The following is a 24212-nucleotide window of genomic DNA, read 5'->3' as shown; positions in this document are numbered from 1 at the left end:
GGCCGAAGAGGAGGAACATCGCATGATATGGGCTTGGATCGCCGGAGCGGTCGCGGTCTTGATTTTCGCCGTGGCGCAAAGCAAGATCAAAATTTGCCTGTCTTTCGTACATATGGAACAAAATGACGAAATTCGAATCGATGTCCGCTCCTTATTCGGACTGATCCGCTTCAGGTACATCGTGCCGCTGCTCCGATTCCGGGGATGGCTGGAAGGGCTGGAACTGAAATCGGAGAAGACGAATCCGAACAAGGCAAATATTCAGGGCGAACCTAGACGTAAAATCGATTTCGATAAAATTAAAAAGGCGATCGATGACTTACGTATCTTGCTGCACAACTGTTTTAAGTTTAACCAGTGGTTCCGCCGGCTGCTCAGCCGTTTTCATTGCACCGAGCTGAACTGGAAGACATCGGCCGGCATCGGGGACGCGGCGGAGACCGGCGTTGTCGTTGGGACCTTATGGGGGCTCAAAACGTCGCTTCTGGGATATATTTTCCGGACGGTTCGGCTGGAAACGAAGCCGGAGCTTCAAGTGATGCCCATCTTCAATCAGAACGTGTTTATTACAGAAGGCATCATCCGCCTGCACATCCGGCTGTGGCATCTTGTCGCGGCGGCACTCCAACTGCTATTGCGGATTTTAAAAGTAAAAGGCGGGCTGCGCGCCTGGAAGAAAGTGCTGCTGCGCACTTGACGAAGCTGTCGTGAACTGCCATTGCGCAGAAGCGGCGGCTTTTCGGCATGAACGGACCGCATCCCGCATACCGTTTTTCGCTTTGGGTAATGCTAAAGAAGCAATCGAAAATTGTAGCGTACAAGCCTTTTCGAAAAGGAGGATCATCATCATGTCTGAGCATCCGATTCAAGGACTCATGAAAACGGCCATGGAAAATATTAAAGAAATGGTCGACGTCAATACGATTGTGGGCGATCCGGTCGAAACCCCGGACGGCAGCGTCATTATGCCGATCAGCAAAGTAGGATTCGGCTTTGCAGCCGGAGGCAGCGAATTTGTAACCGACGATTCCTCATCGGCCGGCATCGGCCGCAACGACGCGCATAACGCCAATGTGGCCTTGCCGTTCGGCGGCGGAAGCGGCGGCGGTGTATCCATTACGCCAATCGCTTTTCTGGTCGTTGGCAAGCTTGGCGTCAAGGTCGTGCCGCTCGATAACCAAACCCACTTGCTGGAGCGCTTGATCGATTCGGCGCCGCAGGTCGTCGACCGCATTCAAACGATGATCAAGAACGGGGTTAAACCTGGTGCGGGTTCGATGACGGAAGGGGCGGGAGCAGGGGCAACTACCGTCACGAACAACATCGAGAATCAGAACTTTATTGTCTGATTTGTCGAGGCTTGGAAAGAGTTGCTTACCTTTCCAGCAACAATCCCTTTTCACCCGCCCCATTTTTGATCATAATAAAACCTGTAGACAAAGACATAATCGATATGAAAAAGGTTAGATTGTTTCATTCGGCGAGCTGCTCTTAGGAGCAGCTTTACATATTTTTTACTGTTTTTTGATTAATTAACATCAGACATATTGCTCTTTCCCGATAGTTGCACTATAGTTATTTTGTAACCGTAGGACCGAAGACATGGGGAAAGAGGTATACGTTCATGCGGCTGTTGCCCACCAGATCGTGCGAACCGGGTATGCGCCTCGGGAAGTGCATTTATAGCGAAGAAGGCGTCATTCTATTAAATGAAGGAGTGGAATTGACGGGAGGATTAATCGGGCGTTTGGAGAGACTCGGCATCGATTATTTATACATAGCCGATAAGGCGACGGAGGACCTTAAGATTGAGGAACCGCTTGCAGATGAAACGAGAATCAGAGCGCTAACCGAAATCCGCACGCATTTCCGCAGCTTCATGGAAAACGAAAGCCGATCCAAATTTTCTAAAAATCACGTGCTCGGACGTTCATTCGGCAATGTCATGAAGATGATTATCGACGACTTGAACGAGAAGCAGGGTACCGCGATTATGCTGCTTAATATGAACGTTCTGAACAACTATTTGTATCAGCACTCGCTGAATGTTTGTATCTATGCGACCATGCTCGGTATGGTAAGCGGCTACAACAAGGATGAGCTGATGGCGCTCGGACTGGGCGCACTGCTGCATGATATCGGCAAGACCAAGATCAACCTTGAAATTATTAAGAAGCCCGGACCGCTCACGCCGGAGGAATTCGAAGAGGTAAAGAAGCATGCGGAGATCGGCTTCCGCCTGCTCAAGGACGAGCCGAACATGCCTCTGCTTTCCGCCCACTGCGCCTTTCAGCATCACGAACGGGAAAACGGCAGCGGATATCCGAGAGGGATCACGGGAAAAGACATTCACGAATACGCCAAATGGATCGCCGTCGCCGACAGCTACGACGCGATGACGACGCACCGGCCGCACCGGCTCGCGATGCTTCCGCATCAGGCGATGGAAGTGCTGTTTGCGGGCGTCGGAACGCTGTACGATCAGCGTAAAGTAGCAATGTTCCGGGATAACGTCGCCATCTATCCGCTCGGCTTGACCGTCACGCTAAGCACGGGAGAACAGGGCGTTGTCGTCAATATTAACCCGGCGGTGCCGCAGCGTCCCGTTGTCCGGGTGCTGATCGACGCCTATGGCCAAGTGCTGGGGCAGCCTTACGAGATCGATTTGGCCGAGAAACTGACGGTATTCATTGATCATGCGGACAATATCACTCAAGCCCGCCACGCTTGAAAGGGGGATGCTCCGGCATGTGCGGACGCTATACCATTACCGTAAGCTTCGAAGAGCTGGTGCTGTATTTTAGGCTGGACCGGCGTCCGGCACCATATCAGCCGCGCTACAATGCCGCGCCGGGCCAATGGATTCCGGCGATCATCGGGGGCGCGGGCGGGCGGGAAGAGCCGGAGGCGAACCGGCTTGGCGAGCTTCGCTGGGGCCTTGTTCCCTCCTGGGCGCAGGATGACAAATCCGGCGCGCGCATGATGAACGCACGGGCCGAATCCGCCGCCGAAAAGCCCACCTTCCGCACCCTGCTGAAACGGAAGCGCTGCCTCATTCCGGCCGACGGCTTTTACGAATGGAAACGGATCGGTTCGCAAAAGCAGCCGGTCCGATTCGTGCTGGCGGACGGAGGATTGTTCGGCATGGCCGCCTTGTATGACACATGGGTGGCGGGGGACGGCACGAAGCTGCACACTTGCACGATCCTCACGACGGCCGCGAACGATTTGGTGGCCGAGGTTCACGAACGGATGCCCGTCATTTTGCCGCGAGAGCATGAAAGCTTGTGGCTGAACCGGACCGTGCAGGACGAAAGGGAGCTGCTGCCAGTTTTGCAGCCGTATCCCGCCGAGCGGATGAGGTATTACGAGGTCGATCCGAAGGTCGGCCGTGTTTCGTACAATGAGCCTGATTGCATAGAGCCTTTAGCCTTGTAGCCTGTTGGGGACACCCGCAGCTGCAAGGCTTTTTTGTTGGATTTCTTTCCCTGCGCTTTGAAAGAGCCTGCTTGTCATGGGCCGTTCATAACCTGGAGTGACAAGCATATACATGTACAAAAGACATGGAGTTGTCCGACCGATGGGAGTCGGCCTTTCCTGTAGGATGGCGCGTGGGAGGATAAGGATGAGAAAAGGATGTCTGCTTTTGCTCGCTTTGCTGCTGGTTTATATGGGCGCGCTTCCGCCTGCGGGGGTCGGCGCCGCTCCGGGCATATCGACCGGGGCTGCGGCTGCGGCGTTGATCGACGTCGCTTCCGGGCGGCTTCTTTACAGCTCCAGAGGGGACCAACCGATGCGCATCGCCAGCCTGACCAAAATCATGACGGCAATTGTCGCGATTGAGCATGGGCGTTTGACCGACCGGGCGAAGGTCAGCAGGAACGCTTTCGGCAAAGAAGGGTCGTCCATTTATCTGAGGCTGAACGAGGAAATGAATCTCAAGGATTTGCTGTACGGCTTGATGCTCCGTTCCGGGAATGATGCGGCGATTGCGATTGCCGAGCATGTGGGCGGGAGCGTGGAAGGCTTCGTCTTCTTGATGAACGAGAAGGCGAAAGTCGTCGGGATGACGAATTCCAGCTTCAGAAATCCTTCCGGCTTGGACGAGCAAGGCCATTATTCGACTGCGAACGATATGGCTAAGCTGACCGCTTATGCGCTCAAAAACCCCGTGTTTCAGGAAATTGTGAAAACGAAAGTGAAGAAGGTGCCGAACCCGAACGAATCCTGGGATTACAGCTGGGTCAACAAAAATAAAATGCTTTCGCTTTATGACGGGGCGGATGGGGTGAAAACCGGCTATACGAAGCTGGCGAAGCGGTGCCTTGTCTCTTCGGCGACCCGCGGCGGGCAGCAGCTCGCTGTCGTGACCTTGAACGATCCCGATGATTGGATCGACCACACCCGGCTGCTCGATTTTGGCTTCAAGCATTATCCCCTGCTTTCTTTAGCCCGTAAGGGGGAGGAGATTGAGGGGACCGGGCTTGTCGCCGGAGCATCGTTCCGGTATCCGGCGGAGCAGGCGGAACGCGGACGCTTGGCGCGTCAACCGATTTTATACGATGCGGCTTCCGTCGAGACCCGGCTCGGGGAGGCGGGACGGCTGCAATTTTTGCTCGACGGCAAGCCGGTCGGTTCGGTCCCGCTGGTTGCCAAGGACAGCCCACGGCTGAAGCAGAAAGAACGGTCCGCCTATTCGTTCGCGGAATCGGAACAGCTTGGCGGCGGTTATTCGCGCAAATGGCTCTATATCTTGACCGAGCTGACCCGGGTGTTATTTACCGGGCAAGCGGATTAAGCGGAAGGGAGCGGCGGACATGGTCAACTGGATCTGGTTGTTTTTCATTGTAGCGGGGTTTGTCGTCGCTGCTTTTCAGGGCAAAATCGAATTGGTGACGGAGGCGGTATTTGACGGCGCCAAGAGCGGGGTGACGGTCTGCTTCGGCCTCATCAGCATCATGGTGTTCTGGCTCGGCATCATGCGGATCGCCGAGGACGCGGGTTTGCTGCAGAAGCTGGCGAAATGGCTTTCGCCGGTCGTGCGCGCGCTATTCCCCAGCGTGCCCAAAAATCACCCGGCGCTCGGATACATTATGTCGAACATGAGCGCCAACATCTTAGGACTGGGCAATGCCGCCACACCAATGGGGATTAAAGCGATGCAGGAGCTGCAGCTTCTGAACAAGCATAAGGACATCGCGAGCCCGGCCATGTGCACGCTCCTGGCGCTCAATACGGCCAGCATCACCTTGATTCCGACAACGCTGATCGCCATTCGAATGAATTACAATTCGGCGAATCCGGCCGAGATTGTCGGTACGACGCTGCTGGCTACCTTTATCTCGACCTTGGCGGCCATCGTGGTTGACCGGTGGTACCGCAAGCGATCAATGCCGCCCGGACAGGGGAAAGGATGAACCGGCGTGTATAACTTGGTCAATTGGATATCGGCATGGGCCATCCCTGTCGTGATCGTCTTCATCCCTCTATACGCGGCTTACCGGAAAGTTCCCGTCTACGAATCGTTCGTGGAAGGGGCGAAAGAAGGCTTCGATACGACGATCCGGATTATTCCGCATCTGGTCGGCATGATGGTGGCGATCAGCGTCTTCCGCGCATCCGGGGCGATGGATCTGATGATCGGCTGGCTGAAGCCGATATGCGAGCGGCTTGGCGTCCCGGGCGATATTATTCCGCTCGCTTTTTTGCGCCCGATTACGGGCGCCGGCTCGCTTGCCTTTACGACGGACCTGATCTCCGAGTTCGGTCCCGATTCGATGATCGGACGGATCGCTTCCACGATCCAAGGAAGCACAGATACGACGCTGTACGTCATCACGGTTTATTTCGGCGCTATCGGCATCCGCAAGGCCGGCTATGCCCTCAAGGTCGGTCTCATTTCCGACGCCGTCGGATTTATCGCGTCAATTGCGATCTGCTCGCTGGTATTTGCCTGAAAAAGACGGCGAATCCCGGGCCGCCATGCGCGCGGATCTTCTTCCGCCCGCTCCGGCTTATCCGCCGGACCACGGCTCCTCTCTCCGCATCACCCCTTATCCTCTCCGCACATATACTGTGAGCAGTCCAGCCTTAACGAGGTGAACCGCATGCAGTATTACGGCATTGTCATCCACCACTCCGCCTGCTCCTCCATTAACGGAAAAGGGTATGATTATTTCATCGCAAAAAACGGCGACATCATCCCTTCTTCCGACCAAACCGATCCGCTCTACATCCACCTGTGTCTGGAAGGGGACTTCTCCGGGCCGCGAGCCGTCCGCACTTCCGCGGAGAAGGAGCAGCTGTTTTTGATGAACAAGCTGATCCTCCGGCTGTCGGAAATGTACGGTTTTCAGCCCGATGATATTTTTCCGCATTCGATTACGTGCCCCGGGGGCGATTTTCCGTGGGCGCAACTTGTGATTTCACCCAAGGATAGGTATCATTAGCTTGAGGTGAATCCACAGATGGATAGATTGCAAAAAGTGTTGGCCGAAGCGGGTGTGGCCTCCCGCCGCAAGTGTGAAGAATTGATTACCGCAGGACGTGTGGAAGTCAATGACAAGGTAGTAACCACCCTGGGGGTGAAGGTTGATCCATCTCAGGATTTTATTAAAGTGGACGGCAAGCCGATCCGACGTCAATCGAAAGTGTATGTGATCTTCAACAAGCCGAAAGGCGTCATCACAAGCGCTCAAGACCCGGAAGGACGTAAAACGGTGACGGAGTTTTTCAAAAACATCAAGCAGCGCATCTATCCGATCGGCAGGCTCGATTACGATACGGAAGGATTGCTGCTGCTCACCAACGACGGCGAATTCGCGCATTTGCTGACCCATCCGAAGCACCACGTGCCGCGCACCTATTTGGCCACGGTCAAAGGTGTACCGCACGGAAGCTTGCTCGACAAGCTGAAGAACGGGATTGAGCTTGAGGACGGGATGACTGCGCCCGCCGAGGTGGAATACCAGGACGTTCGCCCGGAAGCCAACGAAAGCGTCGTGAAAATTACGATTTTCGAAGGACGCAACCGGCAGGTGAGGCGGATGTTCGACGCGATACATCATCCGGTGATCAAGCTGAAACGGATTCAATTCGGGCCGCTTCAGCTATCCGGCGTGCCACGGGGCAAGTTCCGCCACCTGACCCCGCAGGAGGTCAACGAGCTTCGCCAGGAAGCGCTTAAAGCGGGAGATGGCAAGTCACATAAAATTCAAAAAGGCGAATAATTACAGGGACCATTTTCGATATAATGGAAGTGTGATATTTGTCAGTCAGTCAACTCTCGTTTTAAAGGTGTGAGAATATGGGGAAACATAGACGATGGGTCCAAATTTCCATTTTTGCCGTCATTCTCGTCGTCGGCGCGCTCACGCTCGCGAGCAACCTGTTCGGGAGCGACAAGAAACCGACGCAAGGCTCGGAGGCGCCGGACTTTAAGCTGCTCAGCCTGGACGGTACCACCCGCAAGCTGTCCGATTACCGCGGCAAAGTCGTCGTCGTCAACTTCTGGGGCACGTTCTGCGAGCCTTGCCGCAACGAGATGCCGGCGCTCGAAAGACAGCGCGCCAAGTGGGCGGATAAAAATGTCGAGGTGCTTGGCCTCAATCTGGACGAGCCACGAGTCGCGGTTGAGAACTTCGTGAGCCAATATAAGGTTACGTTCCCGATCTTGCTGGATAAGAACGAGGAGACTCGCAAGCGCTACGGCGTCTCTCAGTATCCGACTACGTTCTTCATCGGCCCGGAAGGGAAGGTCGGCGTCATCCGGATCGGCGAGATGGACGAGGCGTATATCGAGAAGACCATCACATCGTTATTACCGCAAAAGCAAGGGTGGAAGTAGGACATGATTCAAAATACGAAATGCGAATGCGGGCACCAGAATCATGTCGGCTCCATTCTGTGCGAGTCCTGTGGCAAGCCGCTTTCGGACGAAGGCGGCAACGCACCGCTTGAGATGCGGTACGACGGGGTCGCCCGGCGATCCCAGCGCGCCAATCCCGGCGTGCTGGACCGGGTCTGGAATTTTTTCTCGTCCGTCAAAATCGCGGTTTATCTCATTGCGATTACGCTGCTGGGCTCGATTCTGGGGACCGTATATCCGCAGGAAAATACGTTTCTGAACATCGATCCTGCGGTGTATTATAAAGAAACGTACGGAACGATCGGGTATATTTATTATTTGCTGGGGCTGTCGCATACGTTCGAATCCTGGTGGTTCATTACGCTGCTGTTCATGATCGGCACGTCGCTCGTCGTCTGCAGTCTGGACCGCGTGCTCCCGTTGTACCGGGCGCTCAGTAAGCAGCAGATCCGCAAACATTTAAGCTTCATCACGCGTCAAAAAGTAGCCTTTACCGGACCGCTTCCGTCCGCAGTCCAAGGCGAAGCCGGCAAACAGACGCCGGAGGCTTGGACGGAACAGGCGGCGGAGGTGCTCCGCAAGCAGCGCTACCGTGTGCATACGGACGGCACGGCGCTGCTGGCGGAGAAAAACCGGTTCAGCCGCTGGGGACCTTATATCAATCATATCGGTTTGATTATTTTTCTGGCCGCCGTATTGATGCGGAGCATTCCGGGCTGGCATATGGATCAGCACATCGCTTTTCCGGAAGGGAAGCTTGTCAAAATTCCCGAGACTCCTTATTATTTGAAGAACGAAAAATTTACGCTGGAGTTTTACAAGCAGGAAGAAATGTCGGAGGGCTTCCGCTCCAAAGGGCAGGACGTACCGAAGGTGTTCGAGACGAAAGCGGTGCTCTACAAGTGTAAGGCAGACTGCGACGATCCGGCGAAGGAGCCGGTGCTGGAGGAAGTACACCGTCAGGATATTGTCGTGAACAAGCCGCTGGATTACAAAGGGTTCCTTGCCTATCAATTCGATTTCAAGCCGTCTCCGACGCTAATATCCGTCAAGCCGACGCTGAAAAACAAACAAACCGGCGAGACGTACGGAAGCTTTGAGCTGCCGATGAACAAGCCAGCGGAATCGTACACGGCAGGCCCCTACCAATTAAAGCTGAAGGCGTATTTCCCCGAATTCGCTTTGGACGCCAAGGGCGTGCCGATGACCAAGTCCAACGAACCGAAAGCTCCGGCATTCGTATTTGCCATTTCGGGACCGGGCTTGAAGCCGGAAGGGGAGCCTTACATGTACTTCCCGCGTCAGGTGGATAAAGTCAATTTCCGTCAAGACGAAATCAACGGAGCGCTTGGCGCCAAGCTGGAGCTGTCCGTTGGTTCGATGGCCGACGTAGCCATTTCGGAGTATGTCAGTTACTTGAATATCCGGGTAGACCGGGCAATGCCCTATATCTGGGTCGGCGCGGCCATTTCGATGATCGGCTTGATCATGGGCTTCTATTGGCACCATCGCCGGATCTGGCTGCGCATCGATGACGGTCAGCTCGCGCTCGGCGCTCATACGAACAAGAACTGGTACGGCATCCGGAAGGAAGTGGCCCAGCTTTTAACTAAAACGGGAATCGACATCGATCCGAAGACGCTGGAAAGAAAGGTGAATGGAACGTGAGCAGCACGTTTTTGCTGATTGCTTTTATCGTATACGCTCTGGCTCTGCTCGGCTTTGTCATAGCGGTTACCGGAAAAAAATCGGTTCAGGAGGCGGACCCCGAAGGATTCGCCAAGCGGTGGGGCTTCATCGGCTTCATCCTGACCGTGATCGGATTTTTGTGTCATGTGACGTTTTTCTTTACCCGCTGGGTCGAAGGCGGTCATATTCCGACGAGCAACATGTACGAATTCATGACGTTCCTCGGGATGATGATCGTGCTCGCGTTTATCGTCGTCTATTTGATTTATCGTACGCCTGCGCTTGGCGTATTCGCGATGCCCGTGTCGATTATCATCATCGCGTACGCTTCGGTGTTCCCGCGTGAAGTGCAGCCGCTTATTCCGGCACTGCAAAGCTATTGGCTCAAAATCCATGTGACGACCGCAGCTCTCGGAGAAGCTTTCTTCGCCGTCGGGTTTGCCGCAGGCTTGATGTACTTGCTCCAAAACGTCAACTTTGCCGGGACCTCCAAAGGGGACCGCAGAGAGCAGCGCGGCGTCGAATTTACCATTTTTACCCTGCTTATGATTATGGCGTTCGTCGTTGCCATCTTCGGCTTTAACGCATCAGGGTATAAAGCGAAATTCGTGAGCGACGTCAAAATGACCGATATCAATAATGTCGAGCAGGTTGTAAAGCAAAACGTCGAGTACGTTCTTCCGCCGATCGTAAAACCGTATCAAAGCGAGCAGCTGGAAATGAAGCCCTTTCTCGGGATGACCGAGCCGCTCTTCGAAGCTCCGTCCTGGATGGAAGGGGCGAATGCCGGACGGAAGTTCAATACCGTGATTTGGTCGGTCCTTCTGGGCGCCTTGCTGTATGCACTGATTCGTCTTGTTATCCGCAAGCCGTTAGGCCAGGCGATTCAGCCGGCGATGCGAGGGATCGATTCGGAGGATGTGGATGAGATCGGCTACCGGGCGATTGCGATCGGCTACCCGATCTTTACGCTCGGAGCGCTCATCTTCGCGATGATTTGGGCGCACGAAGCTTGGGGACGCTTCTGGGGCTGGGACCCGAAGGAAGTGTGGGCGCTGATTGTCTGGTTATTTTATGCGGTGTACCTGCATCTTCGTCTGTCCCGCGGCTGGATGGGCAAAAAATCCGCCTGGCTGTCCGTGATCGGGTTTCTCGTCGTCATGTTTACGCTCATCGGCGTAAATCTGGTGATTGCCGGCTTGCATTCGTATTCCGGCACGTAATCCGGCAAGGCGACAGCTTGCCATGCTTCAAATAACGGTCGTTAATCTCAATTGAAAAGAGGTTCAGCCATGAGCGAGACGAAGTTGAATATATTGGTCGTAGATGATGAGGAACGGATTCGCCGCCTGCTGCGGATGTATTTGGAGAAGGAAAATTACAGCATTGACGAAGCCGAGGACGGCGAATCGGCGCTTCGCAAAGCATTGGATCAGGATTACGACTTGATTCTGCTCGACGTGATGCTGCCGGGCATCGACGGCAACGAGGTGTGCGCCCGGCTGCGCCAGGTGAAATCGACGCCGGTGATTATGCTGACCGCCAAGGGCGAAGAAACGAACCGCGTCCAAGGCTTCGAGTCGGGAGCGGACGACTATGTGGTCAAGCCGTTCAGTCCCCGGGAGGTCATTTATCGCGTCAAAGCGATTTTGCGGAGGTCTTCGGTAACCGCGTACTTGTCCAAGGAAGTGAACTCGAGCAACAATATCGTGTTCCCGAATCTGGTGATCGAGCACGACGCTCACCGCGTCACGGCCGGAGGACAGGAAGTGGCGTTGACTCCGAAAGAATACGAGCTGCTTCATTATTTGGCGGTGTCGCCGGATAAGGTGTTTTCCCGGGAGGAGCTGCTCAAGGACGTATGGAACTACGAGTTTTTCGGTGATTTGCGCACGGTCGACACCCATGTGAAACGGCTGCGCGAGAAGCTGAATAAAGTGTCGCCGGACGCCGCCTCTATGATTACTACGGTTTGGGGCGTAGGCTACAAGCTCGAGGTCCCGAAATAACGTGTTTATTTTAAAAAGCGTTGTCGGTAAACTGTGGATTACGATTATCGGGCTGGTTGTTGTCGTTTTATTGACGCTCAGCCTTTTTTTGTTCCGATATATCGAAACGTCGTTCCCCAAGTCGAAGGATCAGGCGGAAACGCTCACGAGGCTGGCTGTCAAGGTGGCCAACGAAATTTCCTTGCATAAGGAAGAACGGCGGTACTTGCAGGTTGTCAATGAGCTGCTTAGCGCGCAAGGAGCGAGCATCCTGATGGTGACTGCCAATTTCGAGCAGATTGATCCGCCATTTGCGCAAGCTCAGGACAAAACGTTCCGTTATACCGATTTCTTCACAAAAGCGGATTTGCAGAAGGCGTTCGCCGGGCAGTCTGTCGATAACCGCAATACGAGTTCGGGCCTTCCGCGCGCACCTTTGAGCAATCAATACACGGCCGTAGCCGTGCCTTATATGAATGAAGGCCAGACGCAAACCGCCGGAGCGCTGATCCTGTATCAGCTCACGCAATCGGCGGAGGAAACGCAGGCTTATGTCAAAAAGCTGTTCGTCGTCGTCGGGGTCGCCGGCTTTCTGATGACGACGTTCTTCGCCTTCTTCCTGCTGACCAAAATTACACAGCCGCTGCTCCAGCTTAAGAAAGCGGCCGATCTGATCTCGATGGGCGAATACGATACGCGCGTGCCGATCACGTCTTCCGACGAGCTGGGCGAGCTGGGCAAAACGTTCAACCATATGGGAGAGAAGCTGTCGGATACGATTAAGGCGTTAAGTCACGAAAAGGAGCATTTGGCCAGCGTTCTGCGAAGCATGGGCGATGCGGTGATTACGTTCGACGCGGATGGGAAAGTCATTTTGACCAATCCTCCGGGCGATAAGGTCGTACGGGATTGGAACGAGATTCACTGGGCGGACGACTGGTCCGGTCAGGAAGAAAAACATATGCCGCGGAAGCCGGAAACGGTCCCCGAGCCCCTTCAGCCGTTATTTCAAGGGGTCATCTCCGAGGCGAAAGAGATGACGGCGAAGCTGCATGTTCAGAGTGAAGTTTGGTCCGTCGTGATGGCGCCTTTGTATTCGCATGAGCTTGTGCGAGGGGTTGTAGCCGTTATGCGGGATGTCACGGAGGAATTCCGGCTCGACAAGCTGCGCAAAGATTTTGTCGCCAACGTATCGCACGAGCTGCGCACGCCGCTTTCGATGCTGCAGGGCTACAGCGAGGCGTTGATCGACGATATCGCGGCCACACCGGAAGAGCGCAAGGATCTGGCGCAGGTCATACACGACGAGTCGCTTCGCATGGGCCGGCTGGTCAAGGATTTGCTCGACCTGGCGAAAATGGAGACAGGGAACATGGAGTTGAACTTCCGCGAGCTGGAAGTGAACACGTTCTTAAAGCGGGTACACCGTAAATTCGCGGGCTTGTCCAAGGAACACGGCATTACGATGACCTGCGTGCTTCCTGACGAAGAACTGGTGCTGTGCCATGCCGACGAAGACCGGATGGAGCAGGTGCTGACCAATCTGCTGGACAATGCGATCCGGCATACGCCCTCGCAATCGCTTATTCAACTGAGTGCGGCACGCACGCGCTATAAAGGGGAAGAGGCGGTATTGATCGAAGTGGCGGACCAAGGCTACGGCATTCCGGCGGAAGATCTGCCGTTCATCTTCGAGCGTTTCTACAAGGCGGACAAAGCCCGTACGCGCGGAGCAACCGGCGGAACGGGGCTGGGCCTGTCCATCGTGAAAAACATCATAGAAGCCCACGAGGGTACCGTCCATGTCAAAAGCCAGCCGGGGCAGGGGACGACATTTTCCATCACGCTTCCCTGCAAAGCGGTGTAAAACCAGACAAAAGCCTCCGATTCGTCATCGGAGGCTTCTTTCTTTTGTAGAACGAACGTCTTTTTTCTTGTTGTTCGTGAAACAATCGTAGAACTTACAGCGTCAGCTCGCGTGCATTGGTCAATTCCGGAAGCTGAATCAGGCGGTCGAGCACTTCCTTCGGCGTTTCTTTATCGGTTGTCAGCACCATGATCGCCGAACCGCCGACGACTTTACGGCCGACCTGCATCGTAGCGATATTGACGCCGTTATCGCCGAGCAGCGTTCCGACTTTACCGATGATGCCCGGCTTATCGTTATGCGAGATCAGAAGCAGATGGCCGGACGGCGCGATATCGACCGGATATTGATCGATTTGAACGATCCGCTCGCCGTAGCCGGAAAGCAGGGTGCCGGCAAGCACACGCTCTTCTTGCTTCGTTTTTAGCGTTACGGAAACGAGATTCGTAAAGCTCTTCGCGGCGGACGACTTTTGAACGACGACGTTGAGCCCGCGCGTTTTGGCCAGATGCATCGCATTGACGATGTTCACGCCCTCCAATTGGTTGGCGAGAATGCCTTTGACGATGTAGCGGGTAAGCGGCGTCGTATCGACGTCGGTCAAATCGCCGGAATAGTTGACCACGATTTCGCTGACCGGACCGTCGATCGTCTGTCCAAGGAAGACGCCGAGCTTCTCGCCGAGGTTGAAATAAGGCTGCAGCGCATGGAGCACGTTAGCCGGTACCGGCGGCATGTTGACGGCGTTCTTGAACGGCTGGTCGCGCAGAATGTGAAGAACTTCCTCGGATACGTCGATCGCGACGTTTTCCTGCGCTTCAACCGTCGAAGCGCCGAGGTGCGGCGTGACGACAATTTTCGGATGGTTCAGGAACGGATGATCGGCAGCCGGAGGTTCCTTCTCGAACACGTCGAACGCAGCTCCGGCGACGATGCCGGCATCGATCGCTTCGACAAGCGCCAGCTCGTCGATAATGCCGCCGCGTGCGCAGTTGATGATGCGCGCGCCTTTTTTCATCAGCTCAAATTGCGGGCGGCTGATCATATGGCGGGTTTCGTTGGTCAGCGGCGTGTGAACCGTAATGAAATCCGCTGCGGCACAAATTTCGTTCACGGAGCCGAGCTTCACGCCGAGCTTTTCCGCACGCTCTTCGGTCAGGAAAGGGTCATAGCCGATCACTTCCATGCCGAACGCCTTGGCCCGCTTGGCGACCTCGCTGCCGATGCGGCCCATGCCGAGCACGCCGAGCACCTTGTTGCGCAGCTCCACGCCGACGAACGTTTTGCGATCCCATTCGCCGCCGACGGTTTTCTTGTATGCCTGCGGAATCATGCGGGCGACGGACATCATCATGGCGAAGGTCAACTCGCAGGTGGCGATGGTGTTGCCGTCCGGCGCATTGATGACGACGATACCGCGCTTCGTTGCCGCTTCCAGATCGATATTGTCGACGCCTACGCCGGCGCGTCCGACAACTTTCAATTTGCTGCCGGCGCCCATAATGCGTTCGGTTACCTTCGTGGCGCTGCGCACCAATAAAGCGTCATAGTCTGCAATGATCGCCACCAGTTCGTCCTCGGACAAACCGTTCTTTTTGTCCACCTCGACATCCGGCGCGTCGTACAACAGTTGAATTCCCATGTCGCTGATTCCATCCATAACCAATACTTTGTACATTGTTCTCAGACCTCCATGAAGTAAATTACGTAAAAAACACAAAAAACTCCCCGCCCCGACACGACTAGCGTATACAAGGGACGAGGAGCTGATTCTCGTGGTACCACCCTACTTCGCTGTGCGCTCGCGCGCAACAGCCTCATGAGGTCTGCTATGAACAGACCGGGAAAAATAACGGTTTCCGGCCGGTTGTGCCTACTGTAAGGTTCGGCACAACAACTCAGGAGTGCTCCGCATATCGAATTCGTCCGGTTCGCACCGACCACCGGCTCTCTGGTCCATTCGGGTTATGCTTGGCTCCGTCAAAGTTTGTTGCAGGTGAAATTTTTCATTAGCGTAACATGACTATTTCGACATTGTCAATAGGGCGGAAACGGATTTGCAAATCCGAAATATTTGTGAAAAATAAATTCCCCGTGCTAAAATAAACCGTGCAACCCGTATGAGATTATCGTCTAGCGAAAGGGGCATTCATGATGTTTGAAAGCATAGAGCCCGAAGCGTTCCGGGCAAAAACGGACAACGGTGAGCTGGGAGACGCGCTGATGCTCGACGTCCGGGAACCGTCCGAATGGGACTACTATCATTGGGAACAAGCGCAGCTGATGCCGATGAACAGCATACCGGGAAGGCTGGCCGAGCTTCCGAAGGACCGGACGATTTATGTCGTCTGCGCCCACGGCGTGCGAAGCGCTAACGTGTGCTACTATTTGAAGCAGAACGGCTTCGACGATGTGATTAATGTCGAGGGCGGCATGGCTGCGCTCGCAGCCCTTCGGGGGTTCCAGTACGATTAAGGCGCACGGCAAAAAGCCACGAGTACGGGAGACCGAACATCGTGGCTTCGGAAGCCTGCCTATTAATTGGCAGTGAAAAACGGCAGCTGCGGCAGCGTTTCCTTGCCATAATATTTGTCTTTGTTGTGGATAAAATCGCTTTTGCGGACGGCATCGGTAGCCATTAGCACATCGACGACTTGCCCCACATCGTTCAAATTCATTTTTTGCGTTTGACCGGACTGGATCATTTCGTCGATCCGAATGGTCAGATCTTGCGGGGTGAACGGTTTAAACAGCTTATTGCCGAGCATCAGCTGGGCGACGTATTCGTTTTTCATATTCAGGCTCTGGCCCTTCCAATCGTTCAGGGTGAGCGGCTTGGTCACATCGACAGGCTTAAATTGCGGGTTTACCGTTGCATACCATTTATCGATCGATTCGTAGTAGCTTTTTTCAGCCTTGAGCGCAAACGTCTTCGCTTCGCCGAGATAAGGGTCCGCTTGAAGCTGCGCGATCAGCTCGGCCGCGGGAATGCCGTTTGCTTTGGCCGAATAGCTTTTCAGACCCTCGCCGAACAGCTTTAAGCTTTTCATGTAGTCCTTATGCGCTTCTTGCAGCAGAGGAGAGGTGTCCGGCATCGATTTCGCACCGAGCGTATCGTAGCTTTCCTGTGCGAGCTTGCTCAGGTCCTTGAGAATCAAGGAAGCGTCGGCCGTCCGATTCGTCAGCAGCTCGTCGGTTTTCTCAAACCACTTTTTATGAAATTCCCTGTATGGCTGATAAATGGTATGATAGAAAGACACCAAGTACTGCTGATGGTAGGCGGTAAAGCTTTTGGCCGCTTCGTTTTGCTTGTTGAGCAGATCTTCGTATTTCAGCGAAGAACGGTCCTGTCCCATTTTTAAACCGAAAAAGAAGGCCCCCATCGCCACGACAAGCATGAAAATGAAGGTAACGGCGAATAAGTAGTCCGTTCGGGTAAGCCGTTTTTCCATGATCGAGCACCTCAAATTCTTGTTCTATGCTGATAGTATAGGTGAAATTGTCGAAAAAGGGAATCAGAATGAAAAAATTTGACTTTAAACGGATCAAGCTGCGCAAAATCAATCCGGACGAAATCGACGAGCGATTTCTGCTCATGAACTTGTACGTGACTCAGCTTCTCGTCTTCCTGGCAGCGGTCGTTCTGATGCTTTTTCAGAAACCGGACCTGCGGGCGATGTTTTCCCCGGGATCGGGCTATACAATCCTGCTGTGGGGAACGGGCTTCGCCGTCGCCGTTCTGCTCGTCGATCTGCTCGTTTCCAGATGGGTGCCTCCCGAAGTGACGGACGACGGGGGCATCAATGAAATGCTGTTCAAAAACAGGCCGGTTTGGCACATTGCACTCATCTCGCTAATTGTCGCATTTTGCGAAGAACTGCTGTTCCGCGGCGCGATCCAAGCCTGGTGGGGGCCGTACTGGACCAGCATCCTGTTCGCGGCCATTCATGTCCGTTATTTGCAGCACTGGCTGATGACGGGACTTGTCTTCAGCATCAGCTACGGGCTCGGCTGGATTTATATTCGGACCGGGTCGCTGTTAACACCGATTATCGCCCATTTCCTGATTGATTTCGTCATGGGCTGCATTCTTCGTTACAGGAGAGAAGAATCATGAACAACAAGTATCTGCAACCTCCGTACCGACCGAAGGAGGAGGCCGATCATCAACCCGACCCGGTGAAGGAAGAGGGGCCCGACGATCATTATTTGCCTCCCCGCAAAACCGTGCACCCGACAGAGAAAGAAAAATGGCTGCCTTATTTTTATCGGTCGCTGCTGTGGATTTTTATACTCCTTGTTGCAGGTCTTTCCGTTTGGGGCTGGAAGCTCGTCATGCTGTAACTTCGATTTCTTCCGGATCGACGAATCCGTAGCCTTTTTCCTCAAGCTGGGTGAGCAGCTTGTCCAGCGCCTCAACCGTCCATGGCAGTTCGTGCATTAAAATGTTGCTCCCCGGGTGAAGCTGATTCAGCACGTTGCTGATCACTTGCTCGGGGCTGTTTTTCTTTACCGTCATTTCCCAATCCTTCGATCCGTTGGACCAGGTCATGAACAGCAGTCCCTCTTCCTTGGCCTTGGCCCGAACGTCGTCGCTGCCGGAGCCGAACGGCGGACGGAAGAAGACCGGCGCTTTGCCCGTCAGCTCTTTGATCGCTTTTTGCACATCTCCGATCTGTTGGTCCACCTTTTCTTTGGGCTCCTTTTTCAAATCGACATGATCCCAGGAATGATTGCCGATCGTTTGGCCGCTGGAGGCAATCAGCTTGACCAGCTCGGGCTTTTGCTTGACGCGGTAGCCGTTCAGGAAAAAGATAGCCTTCGCTTTATGCTTTTGCAGCGTATCGAGCAGCGCTTTATTCATCTCAAGGTCCTTCGGACCGTCATCGAACGTCAGCAGGACGACTTTTTTGGGCGTCCCGTTCGGATCGATCGGCACGATATCGTAGGTTTTCGGATTCATCGTGTAGCGCTTCGCCGCCGGCTGCTCTTGTTTGTTGCCGCCGTCCGCTGGCGCGGATTCTTTTCCTTCCTTGACAGGAGCCGGGGCAGGCTGATTTGCAGAGGAAGCACCGTCCGCAGTTTTCGGTTTCTCGCCTCCCGAGACCGGCTGTGAAGAAGCAGGCGGCTCCGATTTGGCCGGGTCAGGCGAAGCCTCCGGTTTGGTGCTGCAGGAAGTCAGAAGCAGAAGTGCGGCCAGCATGGCAATCCATTGTTTAGACATGTGTATTCCCCTCGTTAGGTTTGGTATGAATCTTTTGGCTTTTCCTTATTTTATCATGCATGATTCATAGGATATAGCGAAAAATAGCAACGAAATTACGAAAACAAACGGGAGGGATTGGCATGAGATGGGGCGCTTTTCTGCTTGGCGGGCTTGTCGGAGCGACCGCAGCGGTCGTGCTAACGGGCAAAAGAAGGCCGATGCTGTTCTCCGCAGTGACGAATAGCGACGTTGTTGGAAGTTTTTTGAACCAGGTCATGGATCGATCCGGAAAAAAAGAAAAGGTTTTGACGGACGCGGCGGAACCGAACGGCGATTACGGCAAGAGCGCTGCCGATGTGGCGACTTCCGTCGCGGGTTTGGGCAAGGTCCAAGAGCTGATTAATCAGGATTCGGGGCTTAAGGCCGCAGTGGACGACATTTTGGCCGGCAACGGGGAAAAATCCCAAATTCGGGCGCATTAGGCGTTCGGTTTGCGCGTAAAGACACAACTCCGCCTCCTCCAAAAGGCGGCGTATGTGTCTTTTTGTATGAAAAGGGCATTTTTTCAGGCGACAACCGTTCTTTTCTTCGCGGTTTGTGATATAATAGTCGTAGCATGGCAAACAAGCTGTACCGTTTCCGTGGGAAGTGGAGGAGGACGCAATTTCGAACGCGTTTTCGAATCCTCTATATGGCGGAACGAACACGGCTCACCTTTGTTTACCAAACTTCATAAGCTATTTATTATTAGTCGGCAAGGGAGGAATCCAGTATGAAAATGGAGCGTTTAAGTCAAGACAAGATACGGATTTTCCTCACATTCGATGACTTAACGGAGCGCGGGATTCACAAGGATGACATGTGGAGAGAAATCCCCAAGGTTCACGAGCTGTTCAGCGAGATGATGGACCAAGCCTATACCGAGCTTGGCTTCGACGCAACCGGACCGCTTGCCGTGGAAGTCCTCGCCATGCCGGCGCAAGGGATGATGGTGATCGTCACACGCGGCCGAATGAATTTCAGCCAAGGGGACGATACGCTAGAGGACGAAATGGAAGAAGTGTACGAGCTTGAAGTGACGATGGATGAGACCGACGAAATCATCTATGCTTTCCATGATTTCGAGGATTTGCTCCGGCTTGCCAAAGTCATCAATCCGCTCCTGACGGACGGAGGAACGCTGTATTCCTATAAAAATAAATGGGTCCTGCTGCTGGATGCCGTCGATATGGAAGAAAAGCGGCTTCAATCAGTCGTGGCGGTCTTGTCCGAGTTCGGAGAAGCCACATCCGTCACGCAAGCGGTTCTGGAGGAATACGGCAAGATCGTGATTGAATCCGATGCCGTGAAGGTGCTTTGTTCCAAGTTTTAATGATGCTTGTTCAGCTTAATGAATCGTAAGCATTCTCAAAAACAGTATTGTTTTTGCGGAATGCTTTTTTTGCGGGGGGGAAGAACGTCATGAGCGAAGTTCAACACATTGGCGCAGCCAAGACCGCGTTTGATTTGGAGGAGCTTGTCATCCATTACCACAAACAGCTTCGGGAAGAAGCCTATGCTTATTTGGAGCGGCGGGGCATCCATCAGGAGACGGCAGACCTTTATCGAATCGGCTTTGAGCCTGGCAAGTTCGGGTTTTACGTCAACTCGGGCAAGCTGGGGGATTTTTTTGAGAACCGCATTATTATTCCGATTACGAACGCGGATGGGGCCACGGTCGATTTAATCGGACGATCGGTCGATCAGCGCGAGCCGAAATACAAATCGCTGCTTGGCGAGGGCGATTATTTATTCAACGAACAGATTCTGGAGCAGACGGAGGATGTCATCGTGTGCGGCGGTCTGTTTGATGTGCTCAGCTTGGCTCAGGCGCATCTTCCGGCGGTATGCGTGCCGATCTGGATGTCCTTTAAAGAAATTCATGCGGACAAGCTGCGGGACAAGCGGGTGTTCATCTGTCTGGGCAACGATGAGGCGGGGCGCCGGGAAAGCGTCAGAATCCAGGCGCTGCTGCAATCGACGGCAAAGCAAACGTTCGTCATGCAGCTGCCCGAGTCGATCCGCGACGTCAACGATTTCTTCGTGCGGGTGCAAAATCCGCTGGATTCGTTCATGCGGCTGCTGAATGAAACGATGGAAGAGACGATGCTGCTTCCGATCGCTCCGGATACGAAAAATATTACCATTTATACCGAAGAGTTCATGAAGCGGCATCGCGGACAAGCATCGGGCGTCCCAACCGGGTTTGCCGCACTGGACGAAGCGTTGTTCGGCGGGCTCCGAAGCGGGCTGTATTTGCTGGCCGGAGCCGCTTCTTCGGGCAAAACGATGCTCATGAAGCAAATGGCGGACCATATCGCCTCAAACCAGACGCCGGTCGTCTATGTTTCCTGGGACATGACGGGATTCGAGCTCTGGGCACGAAGCATAGCCAGGCTCATCGGGACCGAGCCGCAAAATGTGCTCAGCGGGAAGATCGAGCCGCGGCAAGTGGCCGAAGCCAATAAACGGTATATGCCCATCAGCAATATGCTTTGGACGATCGAATGTTCCCTTGACTCCACGATCGATCGCGTCATGACCAATGTCGAGCGGATCGCGGGGATGTCCGGCCGAACGCCCGTCGTCTTCATCGACCATATTAACCGCATCCCGGCGGGCGGGCTGCCCAATCCGCCCCGCTCGTCGGCCGAGCATCAGACCATCATCGCTTATATGCTCAAGCACTGGTCCAAGGAGTGGGGAGGCCCGGTTATTGCGGCCGTTCCTTCGGATATCGGGGAAGAACGTCTGCCGGAAGGGGCGGAAGCGTCCGCCGACGTCATTATGCGGCTGAAGCCGGAGCCGGAGCCGGGCGGGCCGTCCGCTAGCGGAATTCGCTCGAGCCTTCAGCTTCTGAAACACCGCAATGGGACGCTGGCGACCATTCCGCTCCGGTTCTACGACCAGCAGGCGCGGTTTGCGGAAGAATGAAGCGCTCAATGCCGGACGATAGCGGAAGTGTAGGACAGAATCCAAGAAACGATGGAAAAAGCCATTCAAAATGTCTATAATATTCATAGGATAAAAAATATCAACAAACGCCTGCCCGTTATCACGGTCGGCATCCGCCAAGACGCGGGGGCCGGCCGTTGCCGCGAGCGGGTTTAAACCATTGTGACGGAGGGGGAGACACTTTGAGCGTCTTAACTGTCCTGACGGCGGCTATAGCGCCGGGTGTCGCTCTGCTGGCCTATTTTTATTTAAAAGACCGATATGATACGGAACCGATCTCTTTAGTGATCAAGCTGTTCTTGTTCGGCGTTCTGATCGTATTCCCGGTCATGGTGCTGCAGCGGGCTCTGGTGCAAGGGCTTGGCGAGGAACCGTTCGTTTTTTCGTTCCTCACGTCTTCGCTGCCGGAGGAATTTTTCAAATGGTTTCTGGTCTATTTCATTACTTACAAGCATGCGTCGTTTGACGAACCGTATGACGGCATCGTGTACGCGGTAGCGGTCTCGCTCGGATTCGCCACGCTGGAAAATGTTTTTTACGCGTTCTTGAACGGCTCGAGCTTTTCGTCGCTCATGATCCGGGCGTTCCTGCCGGTTTCCGGCCATGCTATGTTCGGCGTCATGATGGGTTACCATTTCGGCAAAGCCAAGTTTACGCCGGAGCATACCCGCAAGCATCTGATTCTGGCGCTGGCGCTGCCGGTATTCTGGCACGGGGTGTTCGACTATACGCTGCTCCTGAGCAAAGCGTACTGGGTATGGTTTATGGTGCCGCTCATGAGCTTTTTGTGGCTGCGCAGCCTGCGCAAAGTAAACCGGGCGAATGCCAAATCTCCGCTCAGGGTCGCCACACGGGAGGATCAGGTTAAAATTTAGCCGGAATGACCATAATGGATATGAGAAAACCATAGGTCGTAACGGAGGGATATGATGAATGTCGTTAGTCCGCGGGTGAAAGTTGCCATCCGCTGCAAGCAGTGCGGCGAGAAATTCATCTTGAAGGGCCGGAAAGAAAAGGAAAAGATCGATACCGGATTCAAGCAGTGCATTTGCAACAATGAAAAAGATTTCGATATCGAAACCCTTGATTTCTAATCCGGGAAAAAGTCGGCCAAGCGCCGGCTTTTTTCTTTTTTGGAGCGGCTCGATTGCGAAGTCCTGCGCTTCGTGAATAATCCGTCTCGCTTCAGGCGAAAACTAAGCCCAAGTTTTGCTGATGAAGGGAGATTTCTCGAACATGTACAAAAGACTGAGCATGGTCATGTTTCCGATTCTTTTGGTGGCGCTCATCGGCACCGGGGTCTGGGGCTACCTGGAGCATCAAGAGAAAAACGCCGTCTTGATCAAGGCGGAAAACCAATATCAACGGGCGTTCCACGATTTGTCGTTTCACATGGACAAGCTGCATACGGAGCTCGGCAATACGCTCGCGGTGAATTCGACATCCCAGGACGCCTACAAAAAAGGGCTGATCAACGTTTGGCGGATCACGAGCGAAGCGCAGCACGAAATCAGCCAACTGCCGCTGGCCTTGCTGCCTTTCAACAAAACCGAGGAGTTTTTGGCTAATATTTCGAATTTTGCTTACCGGGCGGCAGTCCGCGACCTGTCCAAAAACCCGCTGGACGCAAACGAGATGAAGACGCTCAATACGCTGTACGAGCGCTCGGCGGAAATTTCCAAAGACTTGCGCGGGGTTCAAGGCAAGGTCATCCAGAACAACTTGCGCTGGATGGATGTCGAGCTGGCGCTGGCTACGCAAAAGGAGCCGCAAGACAACGCCATCGTCGACGGGTTTGCTACGGTGGATAAAAAGGTGCGCGAATATCCGGAAATCAACTGGAGCCCCGCGGTCATGAGCATGTATCAGAAGCGGGACATGCACATGCTTTCCGGCCCGGAGGCGAATACCGAAGAAATTAAGCAAAAGGCCGCGCAGTTTCTTGGCATCCAGGACGCGTCCGCTCTTCAGGTCGTGGAAAACGGACCCGGGACCGAGTACCAGTCCTTTAGCGTAACGGCGCCGAAAGAAGGCACGGCGGACGGCGCTCATATGGACTATTCGAAAAAAGGCGGCCAGCTTTTATGGTTTGCGGCTTCCCGCAACGTGACCGAGAAGAAGCTCGACTTGCGGCAGGCGCGCGACATCGGGGCGCAGTTCCTGGATGAGCACGGGTATAAGAACATGACCGCTGTCAACTACGACGAATACGGCAACGTCGCCCATATGACGTTCGCACCGCGCACGAACGACGTGATCAATTACATCGAAAAGGTCGCGGTTCAGGTGGCGCTGGACAACGGCGAAGTGACGGGGCTCGAAGCGACCGATTACGTGTACGGCAAGAAGGACCGCCAAATTAAAGCGCCGAAGCTGACGGCGGAGGAAGCCCGAAAAGTGCTGAATCCCGAGTTTAAAGCGGATAGCGTCAATCAGGCGCTGATCAAGAACGATATCGACGAAGAGGTGCTCTGCTACCAATATATCGGCCGCGTCAACGGCGGCTTGTACCGGATCTACGTTAATGCCGAGACCGGGGCGGAAGAGAAGATCGACCGCTTGGGCGCCGAAGAAGCCGCCGCCGTCACGCCAACCTGATGT

The 24212-nt window shown here is 54.2% G+C and carries 26 protein-coding genes and 1 other annotated feature; of the genes, 23 read left to right on the top strand and 3 right to left on the bottom strand.

Going from position 1 to position 24212, the window contains the following annotated elements; genetic code table 11:
• Positions 1-22: 22 nt before the first annotated feature.
• From PEH01S_RS12185 to PEH01S_RS12120, 14 genes are all read left to right on the top strand, one after another.
• A complete protein-coding gene (locus PEH01S_RS12185) occupies positions 23-697 on the top strand; it encodes a DUF2953 domain-containing protein (RefSeq protein WP_127485669.1) in 675 nt (224 codons plus the stop codon).
• A 151-nt stretch (positions 698-848) separates the two neighbouring features.
• Positions 849-1349, top strand: a complete 501-nt coding sequence (gene ytfJ, locus PEH01S_RS12180; protein ID WP_025846449.1) for a GerW family sporulation protein — start codon at positions 849-851, stop codon at positions 1347-1349.
• A 275-nt stretch (positions 1350-1624) separates the two neighbouring features.
• On the top strand, positions 1625-2731 hold the full coding sequence (locus tag PEH01S_RS12175; RefSeq protein ID WP_025846447.1) for an HD-GYP domain-containing protein: 1107 nt from the start codon (positions 1625-1627) through the stop codon (positions 2729-2731).
• A 17-nt stretch (positions 2732-2748) separates the two neighbouring features.
• On the top strand, positions 2749-3438 hold the full coding sequence (locus tag PEH01S_RS12170; RefSeq protein WP_127485667.1) for an SOS response-associated peptidase: 690 nt from the start codon (positions 2749-2751) through the stop codon (positions 3436-3438).
• 187 nt (positions 3439-3625) lie between these two features.
• Entirely contained in the window at positions 3626-4798 is a 1173-nt protein-coding gene (locus PEH01S_RS12165; protein ID WP_127485665.1) for a D-alanyl-D-alanine carboxypeptidase family protein, read from the top strand.
• Positions 4799-4817: 19 nt separating this feature from the next.
• A complete protein-coding gene (locus PEH01S_RS12160; protein WP_025846441.1) occupies positions 4818-5417 on the top strand; it encodes a nucleoside recognition domain-containing protein in 600 nt (199 codons plus the stop codon).
• Between the two features lie 6 nt (positions 5418-5423).
• Positions 5424-5957 carry a spore maturation protein gene (locus tag PEH01S_RS12155; protein WP_025846440.1) on the top strand — a complete coding sequence of 178 codons (534 nt, stop codon included), beginning with the start codon at positions 5424-5426 and terminating at the stop codon, positions 5955-5957.
• A 150-nt stretch (positions 5958-6107) separates the two neighbouring features.
• The gene (locus tag PEH01S_RS12150; protein ID WP_127485662.1) at positions 6108-6449 is read left to right on the top strand and encodes an N-acetylmuramoyl-L-alanine amidase; all 342 of its coding nucleotides are present in this window, start codon (positions 6108-6110) and stop codon (positions 6447-6449) included.
• An 18-nt stretch (positions 6450-6467) separates the two neighbouring features.
• Complete coding sequence (locus PEH01S_RS12145) at positions 6468-7229, top strand: pseudouridine synthase (protein WP_025846438.1); 762 nt, start codon at positions 6468-6470, stop codon at positions 7227-7229.
• A gap of 77 nt (positions 7230-7306) precedes the next feature.
• Positions 7307-7846, top strand: a complete 540-nt coding sequence (resA, locus tag PEH01S_RS12140) for a thiol-disulfide oxidoreductase ResA (protein WP_127485660.1) — start codon at positions 7307-7309, stop codon at positions 7844-7846.
• A 3-nt stretch (positions 7847-7849) separates the two neighbouring features.
• Positions 7850-9535 (top strand): cytochrome c biogenesis protein ResB, encoded by a 1686-nt coding sequence (locus PEH01S_RS12135; protein WP_127485658.1) that lies wholly within the window; start codon positions 7850-7852, stop codon positions 9533-9535.
• Complete coding sequence (gene ccsA, locus PEH01S_RS12130) at positions 9532-10779, top strand: cytochrome c biogenesis protein CcsA (protein ID WP_025846433.1); 1248 nt, start codon at positions 9532-9534, stop codon at positions 10777-10779. Before PEH01S_RS12135 ends, ccsA begins: the two co-directional genes overlap by 4 nt.
• A gap of 69 nt (positions 10780-10848) precedes the next feature.
• The gene (locus tag PEH01S_RS12125) at positions 10849-11565 is read left to right on the top strand and encodes a response regulator transcription factor (protein ID WP_025846431.1); all 717 of its coding nucleotides are present in this window, start codon (positions 10849-10851) and stop codon (positions 11563-11565) included.
• Position 11566: 1 nt separating this feature from the next.
• Positions 11567-13411: an ATP-binding protein gene (locus PEH01S_RS12120; protein ID WP_025846430.1), complete on the top strand. Its 1845-nt coding sequence runs from the start codon at positions 11567-11569 to the stop codon at positions 13409-13411.
• A 94-nt stretch (positions 13412-13505) separates the two neighbouring features.
• On the opposite strand, the gene serA is transcribed toward PEH01S_RS12120, so the two are convergent.
• Entirely contained in the window at positions 13506-15089 is a 1584-nt protein-coding gene (serA, locus tag PEH01S_RS12115; RefSeq protein WP_025846429.1) for a phosphoglycerate dehydrogenase, read from the bottom strand.
• Positions 15090-15162: 73 nt separating this feature from the next.
• Positions 15163-15404 (bottom strand) — a binding site (T-box leader).
• Positions 15405-15565: 161 nt separating this feature from the next.
• Here serA and PEH01S_RS12110 point away from each other — a divergent pair.
• Positions 15566-15886 carry a rhodanese-like domain-containing protein gene (locus tag PEH01S_RS12110; RefSeq protein WP_025846428.1) on the top strand — a complete coding sequence of 107 codons (321 nt, stop codon included), beginning with the start codon at positions 15566-15568 and terminating at the stop codon, positions 15884-15886.
• Between the two features lie 62 nt (positions 15887-15948).
• Here PEH01S_RS12110 and PEH01S_RS12105 read toward each other — a convergent pair whose 3' ends face one another.
• Positions 15949-16863, bottom strand: coding sequence for a hypothetical protein (locus tag PEH01S_RS12105; RefSeq protein WP_025846427.1), 915 nt, complete (start codon positions 16861-16863; stop codon positions 15949-15951).
• A 68-nt stretch (positions 16864-16931) separates the two neighbouring features.
• On the opposite strand from PEH01S_RS12105, the gene PEH01S_RS12100 reads away from it, so the two are divergent.
• A complete protein-coding gene (locus PEH01S_RS12100; RefSeq protein WP_025846426.1) occupies positions 16932-17528 on the top strand; it encodes a CPBP family intramembrane glutamic endopeptidase in 597 nt (198 codons plus the stop codon).
• Positions 17525-17755, top strand: a complete 231-nt coding sequence (locus PEH01S_RS12095) for a hypothetical protein (protein ID WP_025846425.1) — start codon at positions 17525-17527, stop codon at positions 17753-17755. The genes PEH01S_RS12100 and PEH01S_RS12095 overlap by 4 nt, the downstream gene beginning before the upstream one ends.
• Here PEH01S_RS12095 and PEH01S_RS12090 read toward each other — a convergent pair.
• Complete coding sequence (locus tag PEH01S_RS12090) at positions 17745-18635, bottom strand: polysaccharide deacetylase family protein (RefSeq protein WP_127485655.1); 891 nt, start codon at positions 18633-18635, stop codon at positions 17745-17747. The two genes, PEH01S_RS12095 and PEH01S_RS12090, sit on opposite strands and share 11 nt — an antisense overlap.
• A gap of 122 nt (positions 18636-18757) precedes the next feature.
• Here PEH01S_RS12090 and PEH01S_RS12085 point away from each other — a divergent pair, with 122 nt between their 5' ends.
• The 6 genes from PEH01S_RS12085 to ypeB all read left to right on the top strand — a co-directional run bounded on the left by PEH01S_RS12085 (position 18758) and on the right by ypeB (position 24209).
• Entirely contained in the window at positions 18758-19099 is a 342-nt protein-coding gene (locus PEH01S_RS12085; RefSeq protein ID WP_025846420.1) for a hypothetical protein, read from the top strand.
• Positions 19100-19389: 290 nt separating this feature from the next.
• Entirely contained in the window at positions 19390-19989 is a 600-nt protein-coding gene (locus PEH01S_RS12080; RefSeq protein WP_025846418.1) for a genetic competence negative regulator, read from the top strand.
• Positions 19990-20078: 89 nt separating this feature from the next.
• Positions 20079-21590 (top strand): DnaB-like helicase C-terminal domain-containing protein, encoded by a 1512-nt coding sequence (locus tag PEH01S_RS12075; protein WP_127485653.1) that lies wholly within the window; start codon positions 20079-20081, stop codon positions 21588-21590.
• Between the two features lie 203 nt (positions 21591-21793).
• The gene (gene prsW / locus PEH01S_RS12070; RefSeq protein WP_127485651.1) at positions 21794-22486 is read left to right on the top strand and encodes a glutamic-type intramembrane protease PrsW; all 693 of its coding nucleotides are present in this window, start codon (positions 21794-21796) and stop codon (positions 22484-22486) included.
• A 54-nt stretch (positions 22487-22540) separates the two neighbouring features.
• Complete coding sequence (locus PEH01S_RS34565) at positions 22541-22705, top strand: hypothetical protein (RefSeq protein ID WP_164827797.1); 165 nt, start codon at positions 22541-22543, stop codon at positions 22703-22705.
• 142 nt (positions 22706-22847) lie between these two features.
• Positions 22848-24209 carry a germination protein YpeB gene (gene ypeB / locus PEH01S_RS12065; protein ID WP_127485649.1) on the top strand — a complete coding sequence of 454 codons (1362 nt, stop codon included), beginning with the start codon at positions 22848-22850 and terminating at the stop codon, positions 24207-24209.
• Positions 24210-24212 lie beyond the last annotated feature (3 nt).

Origin of the sequence: Paenibacillus ehimensis NBRC 15659, assembly GCF_004000785.1 — a bacterium.
Classification (GTDB): Bacteria; Bacillota; Bacilli; order Paenibacillales; family NBRC-103111; genus Paenibacillus_G; species Paenibacillus_G ehimensis.
Note: the sequence above shows the minus strand (reverse complement) of the source record. Positions and strands in the feature narration are given on the sequence as shown.

Coding starts and splice junctions, on each gene's coding strand:
- PEH01S_RS12185 (WP_127485669.1), top strand. CDS start 23: ATGATATGGGCTTGGATCGCCGGAGCGGTCGCGGTCTTGATTTTCGCC.
- ytfJ (WP_025846449.1), top strand. CDS start 849: ATGTCTGAGCATCCGATTCAAGGACTCATGAAAACGGCCATGGAAAAT.
- PEH01S_RS12175 (WP_025846447.1), top strand. CDS start 1,625: ATGCGGCTGTTGCCCACCAGATCGTGCGAACCGGGTATGCGCCTCGGG.
- PEH01S_RS12170 (WP_127485667.1), top strand. CDS start 2,749: ATGTGCGGACGCTATACCATTACCGTAAGCTTCGAAGAGCTGGTGCTG.
- PEH01S_RS12165 (WP_127485665.1), top strand. CDS start 3,626: ATGAGAAAAGGATGTCTGCTTTTGCTCGCTTTGCTGCTGGTTTATATG.
- PEH01S_RS12160 (WP_025846441.1), top strand. CDS start 4,818: ATGGTCAACTGGATCTGGTTGTTTTTCATTGTAGCGGGGTTTGTCGTC.
- PEH01S_RS12150 (WP_127485662.1), top strand. CDS start 6,108: ATGCAGTATTACGGCATTGTCATCCACCACTCCGCCTGCTCCTCCATT.
- PEH01S_RS12145 (WP_025846438.1), top strand. CDS start 6,468: ATGGATAGATTGCAAAAAGTGTTGGCCGAAGCGGGTGTGGCCTCCCGC.
- resA (WP_127485660.1), top strand. CDS start 7,307: ATGGGGAAACATAGACGATGGGTCCAAATTTCCATTTTTGCCGTCATT.
- PEH01S_RS12135 (WP_127485658.1), top strand. CDS start 7,850: ATGATTCAAAATACGAAATGCGAATGCGGGCACCAGAATCATGTCGGC.
- PEH01S_RS12125 (WP_025846431.1), top strand. CDS start 10,849: ATGAGCGAGACGAAGTTGAATATATTGGTCGTAGATGATGAGGAACGG.
- serA (WP_025846429.1), bottom strand. CDS start 15,089: ATGTACAAAGTATTGGTTATGGATGGAATCAGCGACATGGGAATTCAA.
- PEH01S_RS12110 (WP_025846428.1), top strand. CDS start 15,566: ATGTTTGAAAGCATAGAGCCCGAAGCGTTCCGGGCAAAAACGGACAAC.
- PEH01S_RS12105 (WP_025846427.1), bottom strand. CDS start 16,863: ATGGAAAAACGGCTTACCCGAACGGACTACTTATTCGCCGTTACCTTC.
- PEH01S_RS12100 (WP_025846426.1), top strand. CDS start 16,932: ATGAAAAAATTTGACTTTAAACGGATCAAGCTGCGCAAAATCAATCCG.
- PEH01S_RS12095 (WP_025846425.1), top strand. CDS start 17,525: ATGAACAACAAGTATCTGCAACCTCCGTACCGACCGAAGGAGGAGGCC.
- PEH01S_RS12090 (WP_127485655.1), bottom strand. CDS start 18,635: ATGTCTAAACAATGGATTGCCATGCTGGCCGCACTTCTGCTTCTGACT.
- PEH01S_RS12085 (WP_025846420.1), top strand. CDS start 18,758: ATGAGATGGGGCGCTTTTCTGCTTGGCGGGCTTGTCGGAGCGACCGCA.
- PEH01S_RS12080 (WP_025846418.1), top strand. CDS start 19,390: ATGAAAATGGAGCGTTTAAGTCAAGACAAGATACGGATTTTCCTCACA.
- PEH01S_RS12075 (WP_127485653.1), top strand. CDS start 20,079: ATGAGCGAAGTTCAACACATTGGCGCAGCCAAGACCGCGTTTGATTTG.
- PEH01S_RS34565 (WP_164827797.1), top strand. CDS start 22,541: ATGAATGTCGTTAGTCCGCGGGTGAAAGTTGCCATCCGCTGCAAGCAG.
- ypeB (WP_127485649.1), top strand. CDS start 22,848: ATGTACAAAAGACTGAGCATGGTCATGTTTCCGATTCTTTTGGTGGCG.